General features: G+C 71.8%; 21 protein-coding genes and 1 pseudogene. 11 read left to right on the forward strand and 11 right to left on the reverse strand.

The features are described 5' to 3' along the window. Window positions 1-119 precede the first annotated feature (119 nt). Window positions 120-1,334: a carbohydrate-binding protein gene (locus BLW82_RS39750; RefSeq protein WP_093506913.1), complete on the reverse strand. Its 1,215-nt coding sequence runs from the start codon at window positions 1,332-1,334 to the stop codon at window positions 120-122. A gap of 117 nt (window positions 1,335-1,451) precedes the next feature. Further along, on the reverse strand, window positions 1,452-2,195 hold the full coding sequence (locus BLW82_RS39755; protein WP_177233216.1) for a YqjF family protein: 744 nt from the start codon (window positions 2,193-2,195) through the stop codon (window positions 1,452-1,454). Between the two features lie 180 nt (window positions 2,196-2,375). On the opposite strand from BLW82_RS39755, the gene BLW82_RS39760 reads away from it, so the two are divergent. Further along, a complete protein-coding gene (locus BLW82_RS39760; RefSeq protein WP_093506915.1) occupies window positions 2,376-3,149 on the forward strand; it encodes a GntR family transcriptional regulator in 774 nt (257 codons plus the stop codon). Between the two features lie 170 nt (window positions 3,150-3,319). Here the strand turns inward: BLW82_RS39760 and BLW82_RS39770 are convergent, their stop codons facing one another. Beyond that, window positions 3,320-4,411: a mandelate racemase/muconate lactonizing enzyme family protein gene (locus tag BLW82_RS39770; RefSeq protein WP_093506917.1), complete on the reverse strand. Its 1,092-nt coding sequence runs from the start codon at window positions 4,409-4,411 to the stop codon at window positions 3,320-3,322. 608 nt (window positions 4,412-5,019) lie between these two features. Here BLW82_RS39770 and BLW82_RS39775 point away from each other — a divergent pair. From BLW82_RS39775 to BLW82_RS39785, 3 genes are all read left to right on the forward strand, one after another. Then, complete coding sequence (locus BLW82_RS39775) at window positions 5,020-6,123, forward strand: GNAT family N-acetyltransferase (protein ID WP_093506919.1); 1,104 nt, start codon at window positions 5,020-5,022, stop codon at window positions 6,121-6,123. A 143-nt stretch (window positions 6,124-6,266) separates the two neighbouring features. Further along, on the forward strand, window positions 6,267-7,097 hold the full coding sequence (locus BLW82_RS39780) for a PP2C family protein-serine/threonine phosphatase (protein WP_093506921.1): 831 nt from the start codon (window positions 6,267-6,269) through the stop codon (window positions 7,095-7,097). Window positions 7,098-7,184: 87 nt separating this feature from the next. Beyond that, the gene (locus BLW82_RS39785) at window positions 7,185-8,186 is read left to right on the forward strand and encodes an MASE1 domain-containing protein (protein WP_093506923.1); all 1,002 of its coding nucleotides are present in this window, start codon (window positions 7,185-7,187) and stop codon (window positions 8,184-8,186) included. A 61-nt stretch (window positions 8,187-8,247) separates the two neighbouring features. Here the strand turns inward: BLW82_RS39785 and BLW82_RS39790 are convergent, their stop codons facing one another. Further along, window positions 8,248-8,739, reverse strand: a complete 492-nt coding sequence (locus tag BLW82_RS39790; RefSeq protein WP_093506925.1) for a peptidylprolyl isomerase — start codon at window positions 8,737-8,739, stop codon at window positions 8,248-8,250. Window positions 8,740-9,010: 271 nt separating this feature from the next. Then, on the reverse strand, window positions 9,011-9,931 hold the full coding sequence (locus tag BLW82_RS39795) for an SGNH/GDSL hydrolase family protein (protein ID WP_093506927.1): 921 nt from the start codon (window positions 9,929-9,931) through the stop codon (window positions 9,011-9,013). 285 nt (window positions 9,932-10,216) lie between these two features. On the opposite strand from BLW82_RS39795, the gene BLW82_RS39800 reads away from it, so the two are divergent. Further along, window positions 10,217-10,918, forward strand: a complete 702-nt coding sequence (locus tag BLW82_RS39800) for an SDR family oxidoreductase (RefSeq protein WP_093506929.1) — start codon at window positions 10,217-10,219, stop codon at window positions 10,916-10,918. Window positions 10,919-11,074: 156 nt separating this feature from the next. Further along, window positions 11,075-13,207 carry a discoidin domain-containing protein gene (locus tag BLW82_RS39805; RefSeq protein WP_093506931.1) on the forward strand — a complete coding sequence of 711 codons (2,133 nt, stop codon included), beginning with the start codon at window positions 11,075-11,077 and terminating at the stop codon, window positions 13,205-13,207. Here BLW82_RS39805 and BLW82_RS39810 read toward each other — a convergent pair whose 3' ends face one another. The 5 genes from BLW82_RS39810 to BLW82_RS39830 form a co-directional block, all read right to left on the reverse strand. Further along, window positions 13,208-14,326, reverse strand: coding sequence for an acyltransferase family protein (locus tag BLW82_RS39810; protein ID WP_093506933.1), 1,119 nt, complete (start codon window positions 14,324-14,326; stop codon window positions 13,208-13,210). Window positions 14,327-14,690: 364 nt separating this feature from the next. Continuing rightward, on the reverse strand, window positions 14,691-15,158 hold the full coding sequence (locus BLW82_RS39815) for a hypothetical protein (protein WP_093506935.1): 468 nt from the start codon (window positions 15,156-15,158) through the stop codon (window positions 14,691-14,693). Further along, entirely contained in the window at window positions 15,142-15,633 is a 492-nt protein-coding gene (locus BLW82_RS39820) for an RNA polymerase sigma factor (RefSeq protein WP_093506937.1), read from the reverse strand. Before BLW82_RS39820 ends, BLW82_RS39815 begins: the two co-directional genes overlap by 17 nt. Before the next feature lie 92 nt (window positions 15,634-15,725). Beyond that, the gene (locus tag BLW82_RS39825; protein ID WP_093506938.1) at window positions 15,726-16,352 is read right to left on the reverse strand and encodes a class F sortase; all 627 of its coding nucleotides are present in this window, start codon (window positions 16,350-16,352) and stop codon (window positions 15,726-15,728) included. Further along, window positions 16,349-16,723 (reverse strand): RodZ family helix-turn-helix domain-containing protein, encoded by a 375-nt coding sequence (locus BLW82_RS39830; protein WP_093506940.1) that lies wholly within the window; start codon window positions 16,721-16,723, stop codon window positions 16,349-16,351. Before BLW82_RS39830 ends, BLW82_RS39825 begins: the two co-directional genes overlap by 4 nt. Window positions 16,724-16,944: 221 nt before the next feature. On the opposite strand from BLW82_RS39830, the gene BLW82_RS39835 reads away from it, so the two are divergent. The 5 genes and pseudogenes from BLW82_RS39835 (at window position 16,945) to BLW82_RS39850 (ending at window position 22,859) form a co-directional block, all read left to right on the forward strand. Beyond that, on the forward strand, window positions 16,945-17,382 hold the full coding sequence (locus tag BLW82_RS39835; RefSeq protein WP_093506942.1) for a Fur family transcriptional regulator: 438 nt from the start codon (window positions 16,945-16,947) through the stop codon (window positions 17,380-17,382). A 76-nt stretch (window positions 17,383-17,458) separates the two neighbouring features. Further along, window positions 17,459-19,645: a catalase/peroxidase HPI gene (gene katG / locus BLW82_RS39840; protein WP_093506944.1), complete on the forward strand. Its 2,187-nt coding sequence runs from the start codon at window positions 17,459-17,461 to the stop codon at window positions 19,643-19,645. A gap of 277 nt (window positions 19,646-19,922) precedes the next feature. Beyond that, window positions 19,923-20,090 (forward strand): hypothetical protein, encoded by a 168-nt coding sequence (locus BLW82_RS44750; RefSeq protein WP_177232774.1) that lies wholly within the window; start codon window positions 19,923-19,925, stop codon window positions 20,088-20,090. 137 nt (window positions 20,091-20,227) lie between these two features. After that, window positions 20,228-22,065, forward strand: a pseudogene (locus tag BLW82_RS46105) (M1 family aminopeptidase). A gap of 179 nt (window positions 22,066-22,244) precedes the next feature. Beyond that, window positions 22,245-22,859 (forward strand): TMEM175 family protein, encoded by a 615-nt coding sequence (locus BLW82_RS39850; RefSeq protein ID WP_256216111.1) that lies wholly within the window; start codon window positions 22,245-22,247, stop codon window positions 22,857-22,859. Window positions 22,860-22,870: 11 nt separating this feature from the next. Here BLW82_RS39850 and BLW82_RS39855 read toward each other — a convergent pair whose 3' ends face one another. Then, window positions 22,871-25,243: a SpoIIE family protein phosphatase gene (locus BLW82_RS39855; protein ID WP_093506948.1), complete on the reverse strand. Its 2,373-nt coding sequence runs from the start codon at window positions 25,241-25,243 to the stop codon at window positions 22,871-22,873. Between the last annotated feature and the right edge of the window lie 207 nt (window positions 25,244-25,450).

The raw sequence follows: 25,450 nt of genomic DNA on the forward strand, positions 1-25,450 counted from the left end.
CCTTTCGTCAGAGGGATGCGCCCGGAACCCATTGCTGTTCATATCCGTGAACTCCGGACGCATCCGTAACCGCCGATGACCCGTGAAGCTAAAGGTCCGGACCAGTCACGTCAAGAGGTTCAGCAGGCGCCCTCGTCCTGCCAGGGGCCCCACTCCGAGGCGCCGGGCACCTCGTTCTGGGTCCACCACTTGGCCTTCCAGTTGTGGCTGTTGTACGAGACCTCGTTCCCGGCCGTGTACACCGCGGTCGCGCTCCAGGCCGTCTTGCACGAGGTGGGCGTGGGCGTCGGGGTCGGCGTCGGGGTGGGCGTGGTGGTCGGCGGGGTGACCCCGGCGAACTTCACCGAGAACTTGGCGAAGTCCCAGGCGCCCTGCGCCACGCTGGAGCAGGTCCCGGACGTGGTGCCATTGTTGTCGACCGGGCTGCACTGGCGGTCGCGGTTCAGGGACCAGAACGTGAACCGGTCCATGTTGTGGCTCGTCGCGTAGTCGAGCACGGTCTGGAAGTCGGCCTGGGTGAAGTACTCACCGGTGTCGCTGCGCCCGTTCATCCCGGAGAAACCCTCGTGGGCGTAGGCGGTCGCCTGGTCCCAGCCGAAGGTGGACTGCAGGATCGAGTTGAAGTTGGTGAGCGCGCTGGTCTGCGAGGCCGCCCCGCTGAAGCCGCCGTCGAAGGGCATGATGGAGAAGTTGTTGGGCGTGAACCCCTGCGACTTCGCCTCCAGCAGCATCTGCTTGCCGAACCAGCCGGTGCCGTCCGCGGTGCCGGCCGTCGTCACCGAGACGTACAGGCCGGGGTTGTTCTGCTGGAGGATCTTCGCGGCGCCGATCTCGTTCTTGATCGCCGCGGTGTTCTCGTACTCCGGCTCCTCCAGGTCGAAGTCGATCGCGTGCAGCCCGTACTTGGTGATGACCTGCTGGTAGGCCGCCGCGGTGGAGGCCGCGTCCGCGCAGGTCTGCCCCAGCTTGGTGCCGCCGTAGCCGCCGATGGAGACGGAGACGTCGCCGCCCTTCGCGCGGATCGTGTTGATCACCGACTGGACGGCGGTGTCCGAGGAGACCGCCGCGGTGCCGCCCCAGGTGGGCGAGCAGCCGCCGCCGCTGGGGGCCAGGACGAACGCCAGCTGGAAGGCCTTGAGCCCGGTGGCGTCCATGATGGCGGCCGCGTCCGGCGGGTTGTTGTCCAGCGGCATCAGGTAGGGGGCGGCCGCGTACCACCGGTTGCTCAGCGAGCTGGTCGCGCCCGAGGCGTTGCTCGCGACGAGGGCGGTGGCGCCGGCGGCGGCGAGGGTGACGGCGGCCGCCGCGCCCAGACATGCGCGAAGGGGTCTCACTGGTGCCTCCAGGGGGGCCGGGGGAGGTGGGTGGGTCCCAGCTTCCGGAGGTGTCGCGGTCACGTCAATGAATTGGACTGGACCAAAGCCCACTTTGGACTAGACCATACGATTTCTTTACCTGGTCGGGCGGAGCAGTTCCAGCGTCCCGAACCGCACCTTCACGCCGGGCGACCAGAGCACGCTGACCGGTGGCCCGGCCATCGCCGGCAGGCCGGCCGCCTCCACCAACTCGTCGTCCAGCCGCAGGAGTTCCGCCCGGTGCAGCGGCCAGGGGGCATGCTCGTTCGGCAGGTGCGCGGTGCGGCCGTGCCAGGTCACGTGCAGCCCCCAGCGGGCGGTGAGGAAGTGTTCCAGCGTCGACGGCTCGCCGACCGGCGCCCCGATCCGCACGACCGCCCGGCTCGCGGCCGCCGGGCGCCGCCGCCGACAGGTGTAGGTGACCACATCGCCCTCCCGGCGCAGCCGCATCGCGGACCAGACGTACGGCAGTCCGAACCCCAGCCGGCCCACCAGCACCGGGAGCAGCCGGGTCGCGTCCAGCGACCTGAACACCACCCCGCGCCGGCCCTGCCCGTCCACCGAGTACAGCCGTACGTTCGTCTCGCAGAAGGTGCCCAGATACGGCAGTCCCGGCCCCGGCCCGAAGCCCGTGCCCCGCATCAGGAACGGGACGAGCCCGACGTAGGTGACCCCGTCCAGGGTGTCCGGGCGGGTGCCGGCGGGCAGCAGCCCCGCCACCTTCTCCGGCGCCACCGGCCAGTGCAGGAAGGTCAGTCGGTGCCACCCCTGCACCATCGTCGGCACCCGGACGGGGCGTGGGGTGGACGGGGTTACGGGCTCGGCCGCCACGGTCTCCATGACACCGGTCATAGCACGCCAGTGCGAGCCGACGGGAATGTTCCGCGAGAACGGTGCGGAACCGGTCCCGCCGGTGCGCTTCGGTGGCGACGGCCCGCTGATCAGGACTTCCGTGCCGCCCGGTCCGGTCACCCGGGTAAACTCTGGGCGACACGCAGGCCTTGAGAAGGGGGAGCCGGGATGCCGCCGCACAGCTCTTCCGCGGCCGGGGTCCCGGGCGACGGCGACGGACCCGGCGGGCCGCCCCCCGTCCGGCAGGCGCTGTCGGACAGCGTGTACGAGAGCATCAAGGCGATGGTCATGGACCACGAGATCGCCCCCGGCGCCCGCGTCGGCATCGACGCGCTCTCCCGCACCCTCGGTGTCTCGCCCACCCCGGTCCGGGAGGCGCTGGCCCGGCTGGAGTCCGACGGCCTCGTGGTCAAGCGCGCCCTGTCCGGGTACCGGGCCACCGAGCTGCTGACCCGTCAGGGCCTCGCGGAACTCTTCGAGATGCGGCTGCTACTGGAACCGCGGGCCGCCGCCCTGGCCGCGGCCAACGCCACCGAGGAGCAACTCGACGGTCTGGAACGGATCGTGGAGGAGATGCAGGACCAGCCGAGCCCCAACGGGCGGTACGCGTCCTACCGCGACTTCGCCGCCCTCGACCAGCGCTTCCACGAGGCGATCGGACAGGCCGCGCACCGGCCGCTCCTCGCGGATGCCGTACAGCGCCTCCACGCGCACCTGCACATCTTCCGGCTCGGCGGCGTCGTCGGCGCCGGCGGCCCGACCGTCGCCGAGCACGAGCGGATCGTCCGGGCCGTGCTCCGCCGCAACCCCGAGCGGGCGGCCGAGGCGATGACCGAGCACCTCACCCGCAGCATGGAACGCCAGCTCCCGGACGGCGGCGAAGAGGACGACGGCGGCGAGGACGAGGGCCGCGACGGCGTCACAGGACCGGTCACTCCCTGAGGAACACCTGTTCCGCGGTGACCCACCACTCGCCCGGGGCCGCCTCCGGAGCCGGCGCCTGATTGGGTGCGGTGCGCCGCCATAACCGAGCCGCTGGTCGCCCCAGAACGGCATCCGGTGACCGGTGGTCTCCTCCTTGGGGGCCGCGTCCGGGGGACTCACGGAGGTCGTCATGCCACCCTTCGGTCGTCGAGCGCGTCCGGGTCCCAGTCGATGCCGATGCCCGGCTCGTCCGGGGCCACGGCCAGGCCGTCGCGGATGGCCAGCTCGGTCCGGGTCACGGCCCGCAGTTGCGGGATGTACTCGACGAAGCCGCCGTTGGGCACCGCGGCGGCGAGGCTGACGTGCAGCTCCATCAGGAAGTGCGGGCACACCGCCACGTTGTGGCTCTCGGCCAGGTGCGCGACCTTCAGCCACGGGGTGATACCGCCGATCCGCGCGGCGTCGGCCTGGACGACGGAGGCGGCACCGGTCTCCAGGTAGCTGCGGAACTGCATGAGCGAGTACATCGACTCGCCGACCGCCACCGGGATCCGGGTCGCCCGCGCGAGTCGGGCGTGGCCGCTGATGTCGTCCGCGGGCAGCGGCTCCTCCAGCCAGTACGGGTCGTACGGCTCCAGCGCGGCCGCGAGCCGGAGCACCGAGGAGGCCGTCTGGGACTGGTTGGCGTCGGTCATGACGTGCAGCGTGGGCCCGACCGCCTCGCGTACGGCGCGCAGCCGCTCCGCGTCCTCGGCGGGATGCGGCTTGCCCACCTTGATCTTGACGCCGGCCCAGCCCGCTTCCTGGGCCCGCAGGGCGCCCTTGACCAGGTCCTCGGTGCTCAGGTGGAGCCAGCCGCCCTCGGTGTCGTAGACCGGCACCTCCCGGCGGTGCCCGCCGGCCAGCCGCCACAGCGGTTCCCCGGCCCGCTTGCAGCGCGCGTCCCACAGGGCGGTGTCGACGGCGGCGAGGGCGAGGGAGGTGATGGCGCCGGTGGTGGTGGCTCGGGTCAGGGCGAACAGCCGCTGCCACAGCGCCTCGACGTTGCGGGCGTCCTGCCCGACGAGGGCGGGCAGCAGATGGTCCCGCAGGAGGGCCAGGACGGAGGTGCCGCCGGTGCCGATCGTGTACGCGTAGCCGGTACCCGCGAGACCGTCCGCCATCGCCAGGTCGACCAGGATCGTCTCCTGTTTGACGAAGGACTGCACCGCGTCGGTGCGGTCCGTCTCGACGGCGATGTCGACCAGCCGGGCGGTCGCGGCCGTGATGGTGCTGCTCATCAATGTCCGTTCTCCTTTGGGTTCTGCGCGCTCTGCGGGCTCCGCGGGCGCTTTCGAGGCGGTCAGCCGCACGAGAGGTACAGCCGCGGACAGGACGGATCTGGTCGGGAACTACATCGCCCACCCCTTCCGGATCAGATAGGAAATCGATGCGGCGATCGTGGGGCAGGCGGATGCGTGCGTCAAGGTCTGCGGCGAGAATCGCCTCTATCTGCGGTGATTCGACAAGCGCGGGAGCCTTGCGTGAAGGAGGGGCACGAATCCTATAGGAAACGCTCGGGGGGCTGCTCGGCCGCAGGCGTCGGCGGTCCGGTGGCGACCCGATGGAAAGGGCCGGGAAAGTCCGAGTCACCCACCCCCAACCTGCCCCGACAGTGGCACTCTTGACATCGTGCGTACTGTTTCGCGACGTTTGAGCGACACCCCCGGACCGGCGACCCCGTCGCCGGTCCGGGAACGAAAGAGCACAGCGGGGAACAGAAGCTGTTCGTAGAAACGGCAGAACGCGGAATACGCGTTTTTGGGGGGGGAGCGGTCGCCCATGCGATCCAGAGGCCAGTGCAGTCATGCTTCACACACCTCGTCGGCCGAGGGGCGGTTGATCTGAGGTGGACATCACGATCCACAGACCCGGCGAGCTGACCGAGCCGCTCCGCCGGGCCTGGCACCACGCGATGGACGAGTCACCGGAGTACGCCAACCCCTTTCTGGCCCCGGAGTTCACCATCGGCGTCGGCAGGCACCGGGCCGGTGTACGGGTGGCGGTCCTGCGCGAGGGCGGCGAACCCGTCGGCTTCCTCCCGTACGAGCGCAACGCCCTGGGGGTCGGCCGGGCCGTCGGCCTCGGCCTCTCCGACTGCCAGGCGCTGGTGCACCGGCCCGGAGTCCTCTGGGACGCCCAGGAGCTGCTGAGCGCCTGCGGGATGTCCATCTTCGAGTTCGACCACCTGGTCGCCGAACAGAGACCTTTCGCCCCTCATGTGACCGGCACCTTCGCCTCGCCGGTGATCGACGTGAAGCCCGGCGACGGCGGTTACCCCGAGTGGCTGCGCGCAACCTACCCGGGCCTGGCGAAGACCACGCTGAAGAAGGAACGGCGCCTCGGCCGCGACCTCGGCGACCTGCGCTTCGAGCCCGACGAGCGCGACCCCGCGGCCCTGCGCACCCTGATGCGCTGGAAGTCCGCCCAGTACCGGCGGACCGGCCGCATGGACCGCTTCGCCCGCCCCTGGATCGTCGACCTGGTGGACCACCTCTTCCACGTCCGCGAGGAACACTTCACCGGACTGCTGTCCGTGCTCTACGCCGGCGACCGGCCGGTGGCCGCGCACTTCGGCCCGCGGTCGGCCACCGTGCTCGCCGCCTGGTTCACCGCCTACGACCCCGAGCTGCACTACTACTCACCGGGGCTGATGATGCATCTGCGCACCGCCGAGGCGGCGGCCCGCGGCGGTGTCACCCTCGTCGACCTCGGGCGTGGCGACAAGGAGTACAAGGACTGGCTCAAGACCCGCGAACTGCGGGTGGGCGAGGGCTTCGCCACCCGCACCCATCCGGTGGCCGCGGCGCACCGCCTGTGGCGCCGGCCGGTCCGCGGGCTGCGCAACACCGTCCTCGCCCATCCCCGGCTGCGCGACCCGGCGGACCGGCTGCTCAAGAAGGTCGGCACGCTGCGTGCGGCCCGCCGCCCGGACGGCATGCGCGAGGGGTGAACGGGTCCGTCCGGCGGCGGCCGGCCGTGCCCGGCCGTCGCCGCCGGCGTCCGCTCGGCCGGCCGCCGTTCGCACTATGATCCTGTAGAGGTCACAACCTAGGGGTTTGCCCTGGTAGGACGAAGCCTCGGGCGGAGAGATCCATGCCCCGCAAGCGCGCAACGGACGACGACGAGCTGCTGGCCAGACTGAGGTCGCTCACCGCCCAGGCACGCGAGCGGGCCGAGTACCAGCGTTCCCAGGTGGAGCTGGCCGTCGCCCTCCAGCGCGGCATGCTGCCCCGGGACCTGCCCGACACCCCCGGCTGCCACCTGGCCGTCCGGTACGCGCCCGCCTGCTTCGGGCTCAACGTGGGCGGCGACTGGTACGACGCCTTCACCCTGCCCGACGGCCGCATCGGCCTGTCCATCGGCGACGTCCAGGGACACAACATCGAGGCGGCCGCCTTCATGGGCCAGGTCCGGGCGGCCCTGCGGGCGCTCGCCACAGTGACCGGCGGGCCCGGCGAACTGCTCGCCCGCACCAACGACCTCCTGGCGTCCCTGGGCGGTGACCTCTTCGCGACCTGCACCTTCATGCGGCTCGACCCGGATACCGGGGTGCTGGAGAGTGCCCGGGCCGGCCACGTGCCGTTCGTGTGGGCCACCGCCGACGGAAAGTCCGGCCTCGGAGAGGACGAGTGCGGCCCGCCGCTGGGCATCGAACCGGGCACCGAGTACCCCGTCGCCCGCCACCGGCTCACCACCGGCGGCGTGGTCGTGCTGCTCACGGACGGGGTGGTGGAGGGGCCGTCGATGCCCATCGAGGAGGGGCTCGACCAGGTGGTGCGGCTCGCGGGCCTCGCCGCCGTGGCCGGCCTCGAGGCGCAGTCCCTGGCCGCCGCCGTCATCAAGGGCGCGGAACGGGTGGGCCACGAGGACGACGCGGCCGTGCTGGTCATGGGCCACGACGACCCGCCCGCCGCCGCGCCGTAGCCTCCGGGTGCCGACGGGCCTTTGCCGATTCGGCCGCGGACGGCTCCCGCCTCGCCGAGACGGCCGCCTCGGTGTGTGATGGCTGGTGTGGTGGGTTACCAGGAGCTGCGTCGGCCGGCCGTCTTCGCCCTCCGGACGGTGGCCGTCGCCACCTGCTACGTCGCGGCGGGACGGCTCGGCCTGCTGTGCCGGCTCACCGTCCAGGGTGCCGTCGTCACCCCCGTCTATCCGTCGACCGGCGTGGCGCTGGCCTGTCTGCTGGTCTTCGGCCTGGGCTGCTGGCCGGGCGTCTCGCTCGGTGCCCTCTTCCTCGTGCTGTCGCTCGGCCCGCCCGGGCCCGACGTCGTGGGCATCATGGTCGGCAATACGGCGGGGCCGGTCTGCGCCTGCGTGCTGCTGCGCCGGGTCGGCTTCCGCACCGACCTGGGCCGGCTGCGGGACGGCGTCGCCCTGGTGTTCCTCGGTGCGCTGGCCGCCATGCTGGTCAGCTCCACCGTCGACGTGGTCGCCCTGTTCCTGGCCGGCAAGCTCGCCGCGACCCACTTCTGGTCGATCTGGCTGGCGTGGTGGGCGGGCGACGCGATGGGCGTACTGATCGTCACCCCGGTCCTGCTGGTGCTCTGGGAAGCCCGACGGCCGCCGTCCGCGGCCCGGTGGAAGGAGGCACTGGCCCTCGCGGTCGTCACGGTCGCCCTGGTCACGGTGGCCACGCACAGCACCCTGAGCGCGCTGTTCCTCGTCTACCCGGTGGTGATCTGGGCCGCGCTGCGGTTCCGGCTGGCGGGGAGCATGCTGTGCGCCCTGTTCACGTCGGTCATGGCGGCGATCGCCGCGCGGGACGGCGTCGGCGCGTTCGCCCGGCTCTCCCCGGTGAGCGTGATGCTGAAGCTGCAGCTGTTCAACGGCTCGCTGGCGCTGACCGCGCTGCTGCTGTCGGCCGTCATCACCGAGCAGCACCACACCCGGCGCTCCGTCGAGGAGGCCTGCAAGGAACTGGCCGAGGTTCTGGAACACCTCACCGCGCACGGCTCCCCACCGGGGCGGGCCCCGACGCAGCCGGAACCGCGGCGCGAGCGCGGCGCGCGGTGACCGACGGCTCGGGGGACCGGGCGAGCCGCCCGGTCCCCCGTGGAAGGGCGCCGGTCCGGGATCAGACGGTGCCGCTCGCCGTGATCTCGACCTTGGCCTTGGGGGTACCGCTCTGGGAGCCGTAGCCCTCGATCTTGTCGACGATGTCCTGGCCCTCGACGACCTCACCGAAGACCACGTGCTTGCCGTCCAGCCAGGGCGTCACGACGGTGGTGACGAAGAACTGCGAGCCGTTGGTGTTCGGGCCCGCGTTGGCCATGCTCAGCAGGTACTTGCGGTCGTGCTTGAGCTGGAAGTTCTCGTCCTTGAACTTCTCGCCGAAGATGCTCTTGCCGCCGGTTCCGTCACCGCGGGTGAAGTCACCGCCCTGGAGCATGAACTGGGGGATGATCCGGTGGAAGCCGGAACCGGCGTACCCGAAGCCGTGCTGTCCGGTGGCGAGCTCACGGAAGTTGCGGGCCGTGTCGGGCACCACGTCGTCGAACAGGTTGAACACGATCCGGCCGGCCGGCTCGTTGTTGATCGAGATGTCGAAATAAACGTTGTCGCTCATGCAGGTCAACCTATCGCGAACCGCTCCGCGGTCCCTCCTGCGGGGCCGTACGGCCCGTGGTGTCGGGGCGCCGGGTCCGCTCAGAGGCCCACCAGTGAGTCCAGGAGCTGCCGGCCGGCCGGCCCCCGAGACCGCTCGCGGAGTTGAGGTGCGCACCTATCCGTCCAAACCACTGCCGGCGAACGGCGCCCCGTGACCAGCGCCCCGTGGGCGCGGGGAACCGCGCGACCGGCCACGGCGGCGCCGCAGCCGGCAGACGGCGCCGGAGCGCTCAGTAACGGCGCTCCAGCCGCTTGAGCACCGCCTGGGCCATGACCGCCTCGCCCTTCGCGTTGGGGTGGGCCGGGGCCGCCGGCGAGGCCGGCTGGAGGGGCTCGATCCAGCGGTCGGCGGGCGCCTTGCACATGTCGTGGCCGACGGTCGGACCGTACGTGTCCACGTACCGTGCGCCGTTCCAGGCGGCCACCAGCCGGAGCATGAGGTTCAGCCGCTCGCCGGTGTCGCGGAGGTAGGGGAAGTCCTTGGCCGCGAAGGGAACCGTCGGGTAGCAGCCGCTGCCGTCGTCGGGCAGCAGGTCGGGGTAGCCGACGACCAGGATCCGGGCGTGCGGGGCCCGCGCGCGGATCGCCCGCAGCACCTTGTCGACCTTGGGCGCGGTCTGCACGATGTTGCGCACCAGCTGGTCGGTGCCGGACGCGTTGTAGTACTGCCGGCAGGGGTCGCCGGTCAGGTCCTTGGAGCTGAGGGCCGCGCAGGTGCCGATGATCGAGCTGAACCCGATGTCGTTGCCACCGATCTGGACGGTCACCAGGTCGGTGCCGCGCTGTACGGCGTCGAGCTGGGGGCCGTTGGTGCCCTGCGCCTTCCACATCTCGGCGGTGGTCGCGCCGGCACAGCTCACGTCCTTGAAGGCGCTCACGTGCCGGGCCGCCGCCACCAGCGAGGGGTAGTTGTGGTCGGAGCGGGCGCAGCCCGCGTCGACCTGCGTCGGGATGGCCGGGCCCGAGGTGTAGGAGTCGCCGAGCGCCACGTAACCGGTGCCGCGGTCGTGGCCGGGACCGTGGTCGCCGCCGTGCGCCGCGGCCGGAGCCGTGGACGCGGCCACCAGGACGCAGCCGCCCAGCGCCGCCGCCACGGTGGCCCTCCGCCGGTGCCGTCTTACCGGACCGTCGGACGGGATGCCGTACGCCATGGAGATCCCCCCTGGAACCAGGACGCGCACGGAACCGGTCCCGACGGGCGGCCCGCACGCGTGTGTCGGGGGTCTGTATACCGCCCGGTAGGAGTCCGTAGCCAGAGGTCGGACGCAAGGAACTGGATCGAGTAACCCGCCCTGCCCGTAAGGGCATCCGGTCCGGGCGGCGGCCCGGTGGCGCCCCCTGCGATTGAAGTTGGAAACCGATCGGTTTACGATGGCCGGGAACCGGAGGAAACCGATCGGTTTCCGATCTGTGCACACGTCTGGAGCGTGAGTGTCATGACCGCTATCAAGGACTCCGTCGTCCTCGTCACCGGCGGCAGCCGAGGCGTCGGAAAGGCGCTGGTGGAAGAGCTGTACGCGCGCGGCGCCGGCAAGGTCTACGCGACCGCCCGCGACCCGCGCACCGTCACCCACCCCGACGCCGTCGGGCTGGCCCTGGAGGTGACCGACCCCGACTCCGTGGCGGCGGTCGCCGAGCGGGCGCAGGACGTCACCGTTCTGATCAACAACGCCGGGGTCGCCACCGGGACCCGCTTCCTGACCTCCTCGCTGGACGACATCCGCCAGGAGTTCGAGACCAACTTCTACGGCCCGCTGCTGCTCGCCCGCGCCTTCGTCCCGGTCATCGAGCGCAACGGCGGCGGCCACATCCTGAACGTGCACTCGGTCCTGTCCTGGATCGCCGACGGTGGCGCCTACAGCGCCTCCAAGGCGGCCCTGTGGTCGCAGACCAACAGCCTGCGCCTGGCGCTCCAGTCGCGCGGCATCGGCGTGACCGGCCTGCACATGGGCTACGTCGACACCGACATGGCGGCCCACGTCGAGGGGGCCAAGGCGAAGTCCGAGGACATCGCCGCGGCCGCTCTCGACGGGATCGAGGCGGACGCCTGGGAGGTGCTCGGCGACGAACTGACCCGCACGGTCAAGGGGGGCCTGTCGGCCGACCCTGCCGACCTGTACCGGCAGCTCGGCCGGTAACCAGGGCCCGGCGGAGGCGGGTTGGGGCACGGTCGTGGGAAATTCCACCGTCGCAAGGGTTGTCGACTGGTTGCCTCACCACTTAAATCAAATCCTGAACTAAGCAGTGGGGCACGCCGGTTGCGCGCGCCCCGTGCCCACCTCAGGGAGCCGCTGATGAGACTGAGATCCTTGGGTGCAGTGCTCGCCGCCCTGGCAGCACTGCTCGCCCTTCCCGCCGTCCATGCTCCGGCGGCCCAGGCCGCCGACACCCCGCTGTCGCAAGGCAGGACGGCCGCCGCCTCCTCGGAGGAGAACGCCGGGACCGCCGCCGGGAACGCGGTGGACGGCAACACCGGCACCCGCTGGTCGTCCGCCTTCACCGACGACCAGTGGCTGCAGGTCGACCTCGGCGCCACCGCTCAGGTAAACCAGGTGGTCCTCAACTGGGAGGCCGCCTACGGCAAGGACTACAAGGTCCAGATCTCCTCCGACGGCAGCAGCTGGGCCGACCTGCAGTCCGTGACCGGCGGCGACGGCGGCACCGACACCCTCACCGTCTCCGGGCAGGGCCGCTACGTCCGGATGCTGGGCGTGCACCGCGCCACCCAGTGGGGCTACTCGCTCTGGGAGTTCCAGGTCTTCGGCACCACCACCGGCACGCCCCCGGTCCAGGGCGGCGGCGACCTCGGCCCCAACGTGATCGTCGTCGACCCGTCCACGCCGAACCTCCAGGCGAAGTTCGACTCCGTCTTCGCCCAGCAGGAGTCGGCCCAGTTCGGCACCGGCCGCTACCAGTTCCTGCTCAAGCCGGGCACCTACAACGGCATCAACGCCCAGATCGGCTTCTACACCTCGATCTCCGGGCTGGGCCTGAACCCCGACGACACCCAGATCAACGGTGACGTCACGGTCGACGCCGGATGGTTCAACGGCAACGCCACCCAGAACTTCTGGCGTTCCGCGGAGAACTTCGCCATCACGCCCTCGAACGGCACCGACCGGTGGGCCGTGGCTCAGGCGGCCCCCTTCCGCCGCATCCACGTCAAGGGCGGTCTCAACCTCGCCCCGAACGGCTACGGCTGGGCCTCCGGCGGCTACATCGCCGACTCGAAGATCGACGGCACGGTCGGCCCGTACTCCCAGCAGCAGTGGTACACCCGCGACAGCTCGGTCGGCGGCTGGACCAACGGCGTGTGGAACATGACCTTCTCCGGCGTCCAGGGCGCACCCGCGACCGACTTCGCCACCGGCTCATACACCACGCTGGACAACACCCCGGTCTCGCGCGAGAAGCCGTTCCTCTACCTGGACGGCAACGCGTACAAGGTCTTCGTCCCGGCCAAGCGCACCAACGCGCGGGGCGTCTCCTGGCCGGCCAACGCGGGCACCTCCCTCCCGCTGGACCAGTTCTACGTCGTCAAGCCCGGCGCCACCGCCGCCACCATCAACCAGGCCCTCGCCCAGGGCCTCAACCTCCTCTTCACCCCGGGCATCTACCACCTGAACCAGACCATCAACGTCACCCGCGCCAACGCCGTGGTGCTCGGCCTCGGCCTCGCCACCCTGGTCCCGGACAACGGCGTCGACGCCCTGCACGTGGCCGACGTCGACGGCGTCAAGCTGGCCGGGTTCCTGATCGACGCGGGCACCGTCAACTCCGACACCCTGCTGCGGATCGGCGACCCCGGCTCCACGGCCGACCACTCCGCCAACCCCACCTCCATGCAGGACGTGTTCGTCCGCATCGGCGGCGCCGGACCCGGCCTCGCCACCAACTCCGTGGTCGTCAACAGCAACAACGTGATCATCGACCACACCTGGCTGTGGCGCGCCGACCACGGCAGCGGCGTCGGCTGGACCACCAACCGCGCCGACTACGGCCTCAGAGTCAACGGCAACGACGTCCTGGCCACCGGCCTGTTCGTCGAGCACTTCAACAAGTACGACGTCTACTGGAACGGCGAACGCGGCCGCACGATCTTCTTCCAGAACGAGAAGGCGTACGACGCCCCGAACGCCGCCGCCATCACCCACGACGGCGTCGTCGGCTACGCGGCCTACAGGGTCGCCGACACCGTGACCACCCACGAGGCGTGGGGCCTGGGCAGCTACTGCAACTACACGGCCGATCCGTCGATCGTCCAGTCCAACGGCTTCCAGGTGCCGACCGGCTCGGGGATCAAGATGCACGACCTGCTGGTGATCTCCCTCGGCGGCATGGGGCAGTACGCCCACGTCGTCAACACCACCGGATCGCCGACCTCGGGGACCAGCACGACCCCCTCCAAGGTGGTCCAGTTCCCGTAGCTAGGCCGTCCGCCGCCGTGCCGTCCGAAGCAGCAGCCGTCGCGCGGGCCGCTCCACGCCCTCGTAGAGGAGCCAGGACAGGCCCAGCGCGACGGTGAACGCGGCGACGGCGACGGCGGCGCCGGTGAACAGGTGGAAGCGCGGGCGGGTACCGAGCAGGTGGGTGCCCGCCCGCAGCACCAGGAGATGGACCATGTAGAACGCGAACGACAGTTCGCCGAGGCGGACCAGCCGGCGGCGCCGCCAGAGCGAGGGCAGCCCGTGCAGGTCCGCGACGGCCGCCGCCGGGATGAGCAGCGCGAAGCCCGTGATGGTGCACGCGATGGCCGCGTACTCGGCGGTGACCTGCGGGACCAGGAAGTAGCCGATGATCGCGAGCGCCAGCGAGGCCTCCAGGCCCGGGCCGCGCCACCGGCCGAGCAGCACGAGCCGGGCGGTGGCCGCGCCCAGCACGAACTCGGGCAGCCGGGCCGCCGGGAAGGAACTGATCGGCTGCGCCCACCAGTGGTGCGCGTCCGTCCAGGCCAGCGCCAGTACGGTCAGCACGGCCAGCGCCGCCAGCGCCGCGGCGCCCCGCCCGTCCAGGCGGCGCAGCACCAGCGCCAGCAGCGGGAACGCGACGTAGAAGAAGGCCTCGCAGGCCAGCGACCAGCTGACCGGGTCCAGCGTCTGCCACCACGGCCGCCACCAGGAGTGCACCAGGAACACGTCCGCCAGGCCCTGCGGCAGGGTCGGCCTCGGCTGGCGGGGCAGCGTGCACACCATGACCAGCGCGAGGGCGACGGTGACCAGGTGCACCGGGTAGATCCGGGCGACCCGCCGCCACCAGAAGCGTGCCGCCCGGTCACCCGGCCGCGCGGACCACATCAGGACGAACCCGGACAGGATGAAGAAGAACGACACCCCCGAGGCGCCGGCCTCGAACCCCCAGGACACGATGCGACCGCCCGTGCCGCCGAAATAACGGAAGTTGTGCACGTGCAGCCCGAAGACAAGCAGCGCGGCCATCCATCTCAGCCCGGTCAGGGAGGGCAGCGAGGGAGCGGGCGCGGACGGCAGGGAGCGGGTGGACGGCGCGGCGGCCGGAGCGGTCGGAGGGGCCTGGGTCGCCGTCGTCATCGAGTCACCTGCCGGAGGGTTCGCGCGTGGAGCATGAAACGGAGCGTTGCCCGTTCCACGCCTTTCATTCCGGCCTCGTACGAAACATCACACCAACGCCGAGGCGCATCCTCGGCCATCCGGGCCGTCCCTCCCACCACACCCCGCACCCGCCGGAGTGGCGCCTTGACCCGCGCCTTTGGGGAGCGGCGCCACGCCGGAAGCCGGGCTCACGGACGGATGACACCGGCCGCCGCCGCGTTGACGGCTCGGCTCGGCAGTGCCCCGAGGGCAGCGCCCCATAAGGGGCGCGGGGAACTGTGCGACCAGCTGCCGCGGCGCCGCGGTCGGCCGACAACGTGACGGGGCACGTCCCGCGCAGCGCTCAGCGGGTAGCCGCCCTGGCGGCGCTCGGCCGGTCCGCGGACGGCACGTGCCGGAGCGCGGACGGGGCGGTGGACGGAGTGGCCGACGCTCCCCGGGCGGGAGCCTGCGTGCTCGCCCGCTGCGTCGGCGCGACACTCGGACGTGGGCTGGGCGTGGCCGGCGTCGGTGATCCCGAGGGGCGGTGCGGGGCGGTGGGACTGAGAGCCGGCGGCGCGAGGGGGACCTGGGGGGAGTGCGGCGCGGCAGGCGCCGTCAGGTGCAGCGACAGGGCGACACAGACGGCGACGGCACAGGTCACCCCCGCCCCGGCCGCCGTGCGGACCAGCCGGCGGCGGCCCGCGGCGCGCCGGATCTGCTCGTAGCGGCCCGGTGGCGGACCGAGGTGGGCGGCCGGGGGCCGGAGGATGACCGCCAGGGGGTCGTCGGGGCCGTCGAACTCGGGCTCGTCGTCAAAGCGTGTGGTCAAGGCTTCTCCTCAGATGGCCGCGGAGCAGTTCTCGGGCCGCGTGCAGATCGGCCTTGACGGTTCCTTCCTTGCGCCCGGTCAGCTCGGACACCTCCCGGATCGGCATGTCAGCGTAGTAGTGCAGCAGGATCGGCACCCGCAGCCGCTCGGGCAGGGACTGCACCAGCAGGCGTACCGAGGGATCCGCCGGTTCGGCGTGCGGGCGGATCGCGGCCTCCGTACCGGCCCGGCGCACCGCGCGGCGCTCGCGCTCCAGCTTGCGCCAGTGGTCCCGGACCAGGTTGGCCGCGGTGACGTAGAGGAAGCCGCGCGGCTCCTCCACCTTCGTCCACCGGGCCCACAGCCGGGTGAAGGCCTCCGAGGCGATCTCGTGCGCCGTCTCGTCGTCGTCGACCAGACGACGGCACCAGCCGGCCAGGCGCGGATAGAGGGCGGCGAACAGCTCGGAGGCCGCCGTGTCACGGGACCGTTTCAACGTTCTCCAGGGTCGTGGGGGGGGGTAGCTCGTCCGGGAGGATGCGGGCCCGGTGGCGTGCGTTCCACCTGACCCGCATCCGTTCCGGCGGGTCAGCGTGTGGTGCCGGTCAGCGTGGCGAAGACGATCACGTTGTCGAGGTAGCCGTCGCCGCCGCGCGGACCGCCGCAGGTGATCAGCCGCAGTTCCGGGCGGTCCACGTCCCCGTACACGTCCTCGGTCGGGAACGCGGCCTTGGCGACCGTACGCACCTTGTCGACGGTGAACACCGCCGACCTGCCGTTCTCCAGGCGCGCCACGGCCTGCTCGCCCCGGCGCAGCTCCGCGAGCCGGCGGAACACCCCGTCCCCGTAGGCGCCGACCGTGACATGGCCGAGGATCACCGACGGGCCGGTCTGCCCCGGGGTGGGGGAGTACCGGTACCAGCCCGCCCGGTCGTGCGCGGTGACCGGCGGCACCTGCACCGTGCCGTCGGCGGCCAGGCCGAGCCGCAGCAGCGGGGTGTCGACCCCGATCGCCGGAATGCGCAGCCGGACCGGCGTGGACCTGCCCAGTGGGGTGGGCGCGCCGGAGGCGGCCGTGGTCGTGGCCGGGGGCGGCGAGGACGCCGGACTCCGGTGGGCGGCCGGGGCCGTCCGGTCCGGTGTCCGGCCCGCGCAGCCCGCCAGCAGCGAGGCCGTCGCGGCGGTGACCAAGGTGCGCCTGGAGAGGGGGGTCATGCCCCGGTCGCCCGGCGGCGACGGACGGCGAACACCGTCGCGCCCGCGGCGAGCACGGCCGCCGCGCCGCCGCCGATCAGCGCGTTCTCGGAGCCGGAGTCCGAGGACGGCTCCGTCACCCCGGTGTCGGGCGCGCCCTGCGGCACCGCCGCGACCTGGCGGGAGTCCCGCGTCGGCGCGGGGGTCGAGGCCCGGGACGGCGCGGCGGACGGCGCCTGGGACGGGACGGCGGACGGCTTGGCGGAGACCGCGGCGGACTGCGCCACGGTGGGGACCGGGCGCGGGGTGGAGCTGTCGGCGAACGCGGGCACCGTGCCCGCCAGGACGGCGGTGCAGGCGAGTGCCGTGGCGCTCAGGACTGTTCGGCGCATGAGGACGCTCTCTTTCGTCGGCCCGCCGTGGTCGGGGCGGGCTGAGTTACGGATCGTGCGGAGAGACGACCCGGCACCGGGACGGGTTGTAAAGAGATGGCAAAGCCGTGCGGCGGACGGGCGGCGGGTGACGGGTGCGGCCGGACGTTGGCCGGTTCGCCACCAGACTTGAGTGGTTTGTTTTCTTGAATCACTCGTGTTTATGGCGATAGGTTGTCGCCATGACCGCCTCCCAGCCCCCGACGACCGCCGACGAGCTGCGCGGTGCCGGCCTGCGGGTGACGGCCGCCCGCGTCGCGCTGCTGGAGACCGTCCGCCACGGGGACCACCTCGACGTCGAGGCGATCGCCTCGGGCGTCCGCGAGCGGGTGGGCCACATATCGCTTCAAGCCGTGTACGACGCGCTGCACGCGCTCACCACGGCGAAACTCATACGCCGCATCGAACCGGCCGGCAGCCCGGCCCGCTTCGAGGGGCGTGTCGGCGACAACCACCACCACGTCCTGTGCCGGTCGTGCGGTGCCGTCGCCGATGTCGACTGTGCGGTCGGTGACGCCCCGTGCCTGACCGCGTCGGACGACCACGGCTTCGCGATCGACGAGGCCGAGGTCATCTACTGGGGCCTGTGCCCCGCCTGTTCCACCGCCAGTAGTTCCTGAGTAAGTCCAGTAGTTCCCGAGTACATCCAGTAGTTCCTGAGTACGTCGATCCGCCCTTTCCGGAAGGATTTCCCCCATGTCTGAGGCCCAGGAGAACGCGGGCAAGTGCCCGGTCGCGCACGACCGCGCACCGCACCCCACCCAAGGCGGCGGCAACCGCCAGTGGTGGCCCGAGGGGCTCAACCTGAAGATCCTTGCCAAGAACCCCGCTGTCTCGAACCCCCTCGACGAGGGTTTCGACTACGCCGAGGCGTTCCAGAACCTCGACCTCGCCGCCGTGAAACGTGACATCGCGGAGGTGCTCACCACCTCCCAGGACTGGTGGCCGGCCGACTTCGGCAACTACGGCCCGCTGATGATCCGCATGGCCTGGCACAGCGCCGGCACCTACCGCATCTCCGACGGCCGCGGCGGCGCCGGCGCCGGCCAGCAGCGCTTCGCCCCGCTCAACAGCTGGCCGGACAACGGCAACCTGGACAAGGCGCGCCGTCTGCTGTGGCCGGTCAAGAAGAAGTACGGCCAGGCCATCTCCTGGGCCGACCTCATGATCCTCACCGGCAACGTGGCCCTGGAGTCGATGGGCTTCAAGACCTTCGGCTTCGGTGGCGGCCGCGAGGACGTCTGGGAGCCGGAGGACGACGTCTACTGGGGTCCCGAGAAGGTCTGGCTCGACGACCAGCGCTACACGGGCGACCGTGACCTGGAGAGCCCGCTCGGCGCCGTCCAGATGGGCCTCATCTACGTCAACCCCGAGGGCCCCAACGGCAACCCGGACCCGATCGCCGCGGCCCGCGACATCCGCGAGACCTTCCGCCGGATGGCGATGAACGACGAGGAGACCGTCGCCCTCATCGCCGGCGGCCACACCTTCGGCAAGACCCACGGCGCCGGCCCCGCCGAGAACGTGGGCGCCGAGCCCGAGGGCGCCCCGATCGAGCAGCAGGGCCTCGGCTGGAAGAGCACCTACGGCACCGGCAAGGGCGGCGACGCCATCACCAGTGGTCTGGAGGTCACCTGGACCACCAAGCCCACCCAGTGGAGCAACGACTTCTTCGGCATCCTCTTCGGCTACGAGTGGGAGCTGACCGAGTCCCCGGCCGGCGCCAAGCAGTGGGTGGCCAAGGACGCCGAGGCGATCATCCCGGACGCGCACGACCCGTCGAAGAAGCGTCTGCCCACGATGCTCACCACCGACCTGTCGCTGCGCTTCGACCCGATCTACGAGCCGATCGCGCGCCGCTTCCACGAGAACCCCGACCAGTTCGCGGACGCCTTCGCCCGCGCCTGGTTCAAGCTGACCCACCGTGACATGGGCCCGAAGTCCCTGTACCTCGGCCCGGAGGTCCCGGCGGAGACGCTGATCTGGCAGGACCCGCTGCCGCAGGCCGAGGGCGAGGCCATCGACGCGGCCGACGTCACGGCTCTGAAGGCCAAGCTCCTCGACTCGGGCCTGACGGTCTCGCAGCTGGTCAAGGCGGCGTGGGCGTCGGCCTCGACGTTCCGCGGCAGCGACAAGCGCGGCGGCGCCAACGGCGCCCGCGTCCGCCTGGAGCCGCAGCGCGGCTGGGAGGTCAACGACCCGGACGAGCTCGCCCAGGTCCTGCGGGTTCTGGAGGGCGTCCAGCGCGACTTCAACACCGGTGCCAAGAAGGTCTCCCTGGCCGACCTGATCGTCCTCGGCGGTGCCGCCGCGGTGGAGAAGGCCGCCAAGGACGCCGGTGTCGACGTCGAGGTGCCCTTCACCCCGGGCCGGGTCGACGCGACCGACGAGCACACGGACGCCGAGTCCTTCGCGGCTCTGGAGCCGACCGCGGACGGCTTCCGCAACTACCTCGGCAAGGGCAACCGCCTGCCGGCCGAGTACCTGCTCCTCGACCGCGCCAACCTGCTCGGCCTCAGCGCCCCCGAGCTGACCGTCCTCGTCGGCGGTCTGCGCGTCCTCGGCGCCAACCAGGGCGGCTCGAAGCACGGCGTCCTCACCGAGACGCCGGGCGTGCTGACCAACGACTTCTTCGTCAACCTGCTCGACATGGGCACGACCTGGAAGTCCACGTCCGAGGACCAGTCCACCTTCGAGGGCCGCGACGCGAGTGGCGCGGTCAAGTGGACCGGCACCCGTGCCGACCTGGTCTTCGGCTCCAACTCCGAGCTGCGCGCCGTCGCCGAGGTCTACGCGAGCGACGACGCCAAGGAAAAGTTCGTGAAGGACTTCGTGGCCGCCTGGACGAAGGTCGCCGACGCCGACAGGTTCGACCTGGTCTGACCGAACCTGGTCTGAGCGACCGTGGTCCGACCGACCGTGGTCTGAGCGACCGTGGTCCGACCGACCGGAGCCCTGTGCCCGGGCCGGCTCCCCGTGAGCCGGTCCGGGCATTGCCGTCTGTGCGGCTGCCTGGTCAACTCCCCACCGGGACAAGCGCGTAGCACGCGACCTCGGCGGACTCTGCAGCACCATCACCACCACGGGGACTGCGACGCCGCGTCGTCGCTGCCGCCCGCCCTCGATCCGTCGGTCCCCGACGCGGAACTGACGTCCGGCCATGACGCAGGACCACGTACGTCCGGAGTGGCGCGACGCCGCCCTCACCCTGGTCCTGGTCCTGGTCCTGGTCCTGGTCCCGGCCGCGGGCGGCCTGCCGGCCCCCTTCGAGGCCCGGGCCCCACCCCGTGCCGCGCGCACCACTCCTGACGCGAGGGTAACCCCTTAGTGACATGGCCTGGTCAAATCTGTCAGGCTTCCGACTCGCACCACTTCGCAACGCGTATGGCCGCCGCCGGCGCACCCCGGGCCGGACCGGCGGCCACTCAGCAGGCCAGGATCCCGGCCTCCGCAAAGGAGTTTCGTGTGAGATCGACCCCCCACAGGGCCTTCGCCACCAGCGCGCTGGCCATCGCGGCGCTCGCCGCGGCCCTGCTCCCCGGCAGCACGGCGTCAGCCGCCGACCAGGCGGCCTGCACTCCCGCCCAGGTCGTCGCCAACGGCGGCTTCGAGAGCGGTACGTCACCCTGGACGCAGTCCTCGACCAGCGTGATCACCAGCCGCTCCGGCCAGTCCGCCCACGGCGGCTCCAGCTTCGCCTGGCTGGACGGCACCGGCTCCACCCATACCGACACGCTCTCGCAGAGCGTCAGCGTCCCCTCCGGATGCGCCGCGACGCTCTCCTTCTGGCTGCACGTCGACACCGCCGAGACCACCTCGTCCACGGCGTACGACAAGCTCACGGCCAAGATCGGCAGTACCACGCTGGCGACCTATTCGAACCTGGACAAGAACACCGGGTACGTGAAGAAGTCGTTCGACGTGTCCGCCTTCGCCGGCCAGACCGTGACCGTGGCCTTCACCGGCACCGAGGACTCCAGCCTCCAGACCAGCTTCGTCGTCGACGACGTGGCCCTCGACACCTCGGCCGCCGGCACGCCCGGCGACACCACCCGCACCCCCGCAGCGCCGTCGTACACCGTCAGCCTGACCAGCAACTCCGCCGGCACCGGCTGGAGCGGCCACGAGAGCGTGACCTTCACCAACGCCTCCGCGACCGCGCTCAGCGAGGTCTACCTCAGGCTGTGGGACAACTACCACGGCACCTGCTCGGCCCCGCCGATCACCGTCAGCAACGTCACCGGCGGCACCGCGGGCGCCCTCTCGGTCGCCTGCACCGCCCTGGAGGTCGCCCTGCCGACGCCGCTGGCGCAGGGCCAGAGCACCACGATCGGCTTCGACCTGGGCATCACCGTGCCCAGCGGCGCCGACCGCTTCGGCCACGACGGCGCCTTCAGCATGATCGGCAACGCGCTGCCCGTGCTCGCGGTCCGCGACGGCTCCGGCTGGCACCTGGACCCGTACACCAACAACGGCGAGTCCTTCTACTCCCTGGCCGCCGACTTCAAGGTGACCCTGGACCATCCCAGCAGCCTCCTGGTCCCGGCGACCGGCACCTCGGTCGACACCCCCGGCACCAGCGGCCGTACCGTCACCACCGCCACGGCCTCCAAGGCCCGTGACTTCGCCTGGGCGGCCGGGCCGTTCACCAAGATCTCCGGCACCTCCCCGGGCGGCGTGCCGGTCAACATCTACTCGGTGTCGGGCATCAGTTCCTCCAGCGCCCAGTCCATGCTCACCACCGCCAAGTCGGCGGTCGACGCCCACGCCGGCCGCTTCGGGGCCTACCCCTACGGCGAACTGGACGCGGTCATCGACAACAACTTCTGGTTCGGCGGCATGGAGTACCCGGCTTCGTCCTCGACCTCGTCAGCACCACCGCGCTCACCCACGAGATCGGCCACCAGTGGTGGTACGGCATCGTCGGCGACGACGAGTACAACAGCCCCTGGCTGGACGAGGCGTTCACCGACTACGCCACCGATCTGGCGCAGGGACTGACCGGCAGCAACTGCTGGAACAGCGTCTCCTGGGCCTCGTCGGCCGAGAAGATCACCAACTCGATGGCCTACTGGGACACCCACTCCTCGCGCTACTCCACCGTCGTCTACGGCTACGGCAAGTGCGCCCTGCACGACCTGCGCCGCCTCATCGGTGACACCGCCATGACCAACCTCCTGAAGAGCTACGCCAGTTCGCACTGGTACGGCGTCTCGACCACCGCCGAGTTCAAGGCGGCGGCCCAGGCCGCGACCAGCACCGACCTGACGTCGTTCTGGACCACGCACCGCATCGACGGCTGACACCCGTCCGGAAGGGGCGGGGAATTTCCCCGAGGGGCAAAGCGCAGCCCGGGGATCTTTCCCGCTCCGTCCGCACACCGTCGTGTGGTACCTCTGTCGTCGTCCCCACGCCGACGAGCCCCTGGTGTCCTTCACATGAGCAACTCCCGCCCCTCACCCTGCGCCGCGGCGCGATCTCCGTGAGTCCCGAGCGACTGTCGATGCTCGGCGACGCCGTCTTCGCCATCGCCATCACCCTGCTCGCCCTCGACATCACCGTCCCCGAGGGCCTGCGCGACTCGGAAGTCCCGCACGCCCTGCGGGAGTTGCTGCCCGCGATCGGCGCGTACCTGCTGAGCTTCGCCGTCATCGGCGTGCTCTGGCTGACCCAGCACGCCCTGTTCCGGATGATCGCGACCGTCGACCGCTGGCTGCTCTACCTGTACTTCGCCCTGCTCGCGGTCGCCGCGGCGCTGCCCTTTCCGACCAAGCTGATCAGCGAGTACGGCGAGACGGCGGCGGCCACGGCGTGCTACTCGGGCTCGATCGCGCTGTCCCTCGGCTTCCTCGGCGCGATGTACCTGCGCCTGCTGGCCGCCCCGGCGCTGGCGGTGACGGGCACGGACCCGGCGGAACTGCGGGCGTCGGTCCGCCGCAGCGCCCTGCACGTCCTGGTCTTCGTGACCGCGATCCCGCTGGCGTTCTGGTCACCCGGCCTCGCCAAGTACTGGTGGCTGATGGTGATCCCGGCCCGCGCCCTGCACCGGGCACCGGCACCGGCCGTGCCGGCCGCGGCCGGGGAAGAGCGGTCCTAGGCCCGCCCGGGTCAGGGGATGGCCAGTTCGGCCCAGATGGTCTTCCCGGACCCGGTGTAGCGCGTACCCCAGCGCTGCGACATCTGGGCGACGAGGAACAGGCCGCGGCCGCCCTCGTCGTCCCGGCGGGCCCGCCGCAGGTGCGGTGCCGTGTGCGCGTTGTCGGAGACCTCGCACAGCAGGCTGCGGTCCTTGATCAGCCTCAGCATCACCGGCCCGGTGGCGTACCGGATGCTGTTGGTGACCAGCTCGCTCACCACCAGTTCCGCGGTGAACGCCAGGTCGGCCAGGCCCCAGGACTCCAGCTGGCGCTCCGTGTCCGTGCGCGCCCGCGCCACCATCGCCGGGTCGGGCGGCAGCTCCAGGTCCGCCACCTGGCCGGCCCCGAGCCGCCGGGTACGGATCAGCAGCAGGGTCGCGTCGTCCGCCTGCGGCCCCGGCGGCAGCGTCGACAGCGCCCGGTCGCACAGCTCCTCCAGCGGGCACCGCTGCCAGGTGAGCACATGGGCGAGACGGTCGATACCGCTGTCGATGTCGGTGCGCCGGTCCTCCACCACCCCGTCGGTGAAGAAAGCCACCACGCTGCCGTTGGACAGGCTCAGCTCGACGTTCTCGTAGGGCAGGCTGCCGAGCCCCAGGGGCGGACCCGGCGCCAGCGCGGACAGCGCCACCGAGCCGGTCGCGTCGGCCACGATCGGCGGCGGATGCCCCGCGCTCGCCCAGACACAGCGGCCGCTCACCGGGTCGTAGATCGCGTACAGGCAGGTCACCCCGAGCGCCTCGTCGCCGAGCCCGTCGTCCGCGTCGGGCTCGGAGTCCTGCGCGACCAGGCCGTCGAGGCGGGTGAGCAGCTCCGCCGGGTCGAGGTCCAGCAGCGCCAGGGTCCGTACGGTGGCGCGCAGCCTGCCCATGGTCGCGGCCGCGTGCACGCCGTGGCCGACCACGTCGCCGACGGTCAGCCCCACGCGGGCTCCGGAGAGCGGGATCAGGTCGAACCAGTCGCCGCCCACGCCCACCCGGCTGTCGGCGGGCAGATACCGGTACGCCACCTCGACCGCGCTCTGCTCGGGCAGGTGCTGCGGCAGCAGGCTCCGCTGCAGCACCAGGGCCGCCGCGTGCTGGCTCGTGTAGCGGCGGGCGTTGTCGATGCCGACGGCGGCCCGCTCGGTCAGCTCCACCGCAAGGGTCTGCTCCTCGGGCCCGAAGGGGTCCGGGTTGTGGCTGCGCCGGAAGGTGGCGAGGCCGAGGACCGCGTCCCGGGCGAGCAGCGGGACGAAGAGGCTGGAGCGCCGCCCGTCCGGCGCGGGCCCGTCCGGTGACGTGGGCGGGACGGCGTCGACGACGGGGCGGCTGGTGGCCAGGCTCAGTGCCTGCGGCGACGACGGCGGGTAGGAGACGGGACTGGTCCGGAACTCCTCCGGGGTCCGGCCGTGCATCCGCAGCAGGCTGTGGCCCGGCGCCGAACCCGTCGGCGGCTGCCGGCCCTCGATGACCGCCGGCGGGAGGTCGACCAGTACCTCGTCGGCCAGCTGCGGCACCGCCACGTCGGCGAGTTCCGCGGCGGTGCGGCGCACGTCCAGCGAGGCGCCGATGCGCTTGCCCGCCCGCACGAGCAGCGACAGCCGTTCCTGGGCCCGGTAGCGGTCGGTGATGTCCAGGGACTCCTCGAACAGGCCCAGCGGCTCGCCCCGGGCGTCCACCAGCCGGTGGTACGAGCAGGACCAGACGTGCTCGCGCACCGGGTCGGCGGGGGCCCGTCCCCGGTAGTGCATGCCCATGATCGGTTCGCCCGTCGTGAGCACGTGCTCCATGATCTGGTCCTCGTCCGGCGGATGGTGCCGGGAGATGAACTCGCCCTCGGGGAAGAGGTCCGCCGCCGGACGGCCCACGTACTGGGCGACCCCCGCGAGCTCCAGATCGGTGGAGACGTTCCCCCAGACGACCCGCATGTCGGTGTCGAAGATCGTCAGGCCCACGGGGGACTCGGTGGCCAGCCCCTGCAACATGGCCAGCTGGGACTCCCAGCAGCGCAGCTCCTTCAGCTCCGCCGCGAGCACGACGGTCGCGGCCATGTCCTGGGTCACGATGGGGCTGAAGGTCACGGCCGCGCGCAGGGTACGCCCGTCCCGGCAGACCAGGTCCAGGACCGTGCTGCGGGGCCGGTGCGCCGTGCAGAGCGAGGAGGGCCGCTGTCCCGGGTCCGTCGCCAGCAGCAGGGCCGCCGGCCGGCCGAGCACGTCCTCGGCCGGATGCCCGAGCAGGCGCCGGGCCGACGGGCTCCAGCCCGAGATGCGGCCGTCGGCGTCCAGCACCGCGGCCGCGGCCTTGGTGAGGTCCAGAGGACTGTGGAAATCGACGTCGGCCGCGTTCGGAAAACGATCCATGGGCACCGCTTCCCTCCGTGCTCCCCCAGCATCCCGTGCCGCAGGACGGACGACAACCGCACGGCCCGCCCGCCGGAGCGGAGCCGCACCACGAGAAGCCCTGACGGCCCGGGGCGCGGGACAGACCTTCGGCACCCGTCACGCGCGTCCCGCCGGCGATCCCGCCTCGGGCGGACCCGGCACCTGTCCGTCGTCCCCCACAGAAGG

It is taken from the genome of Streptomyces sp. Ag109_O5-10, assembly GCF_900105755.1.
GTDB lineage: Bacteria > Actinomycetota > Actinomycetes > Streptomycetales > Streptomycetaceae > Streptomyces.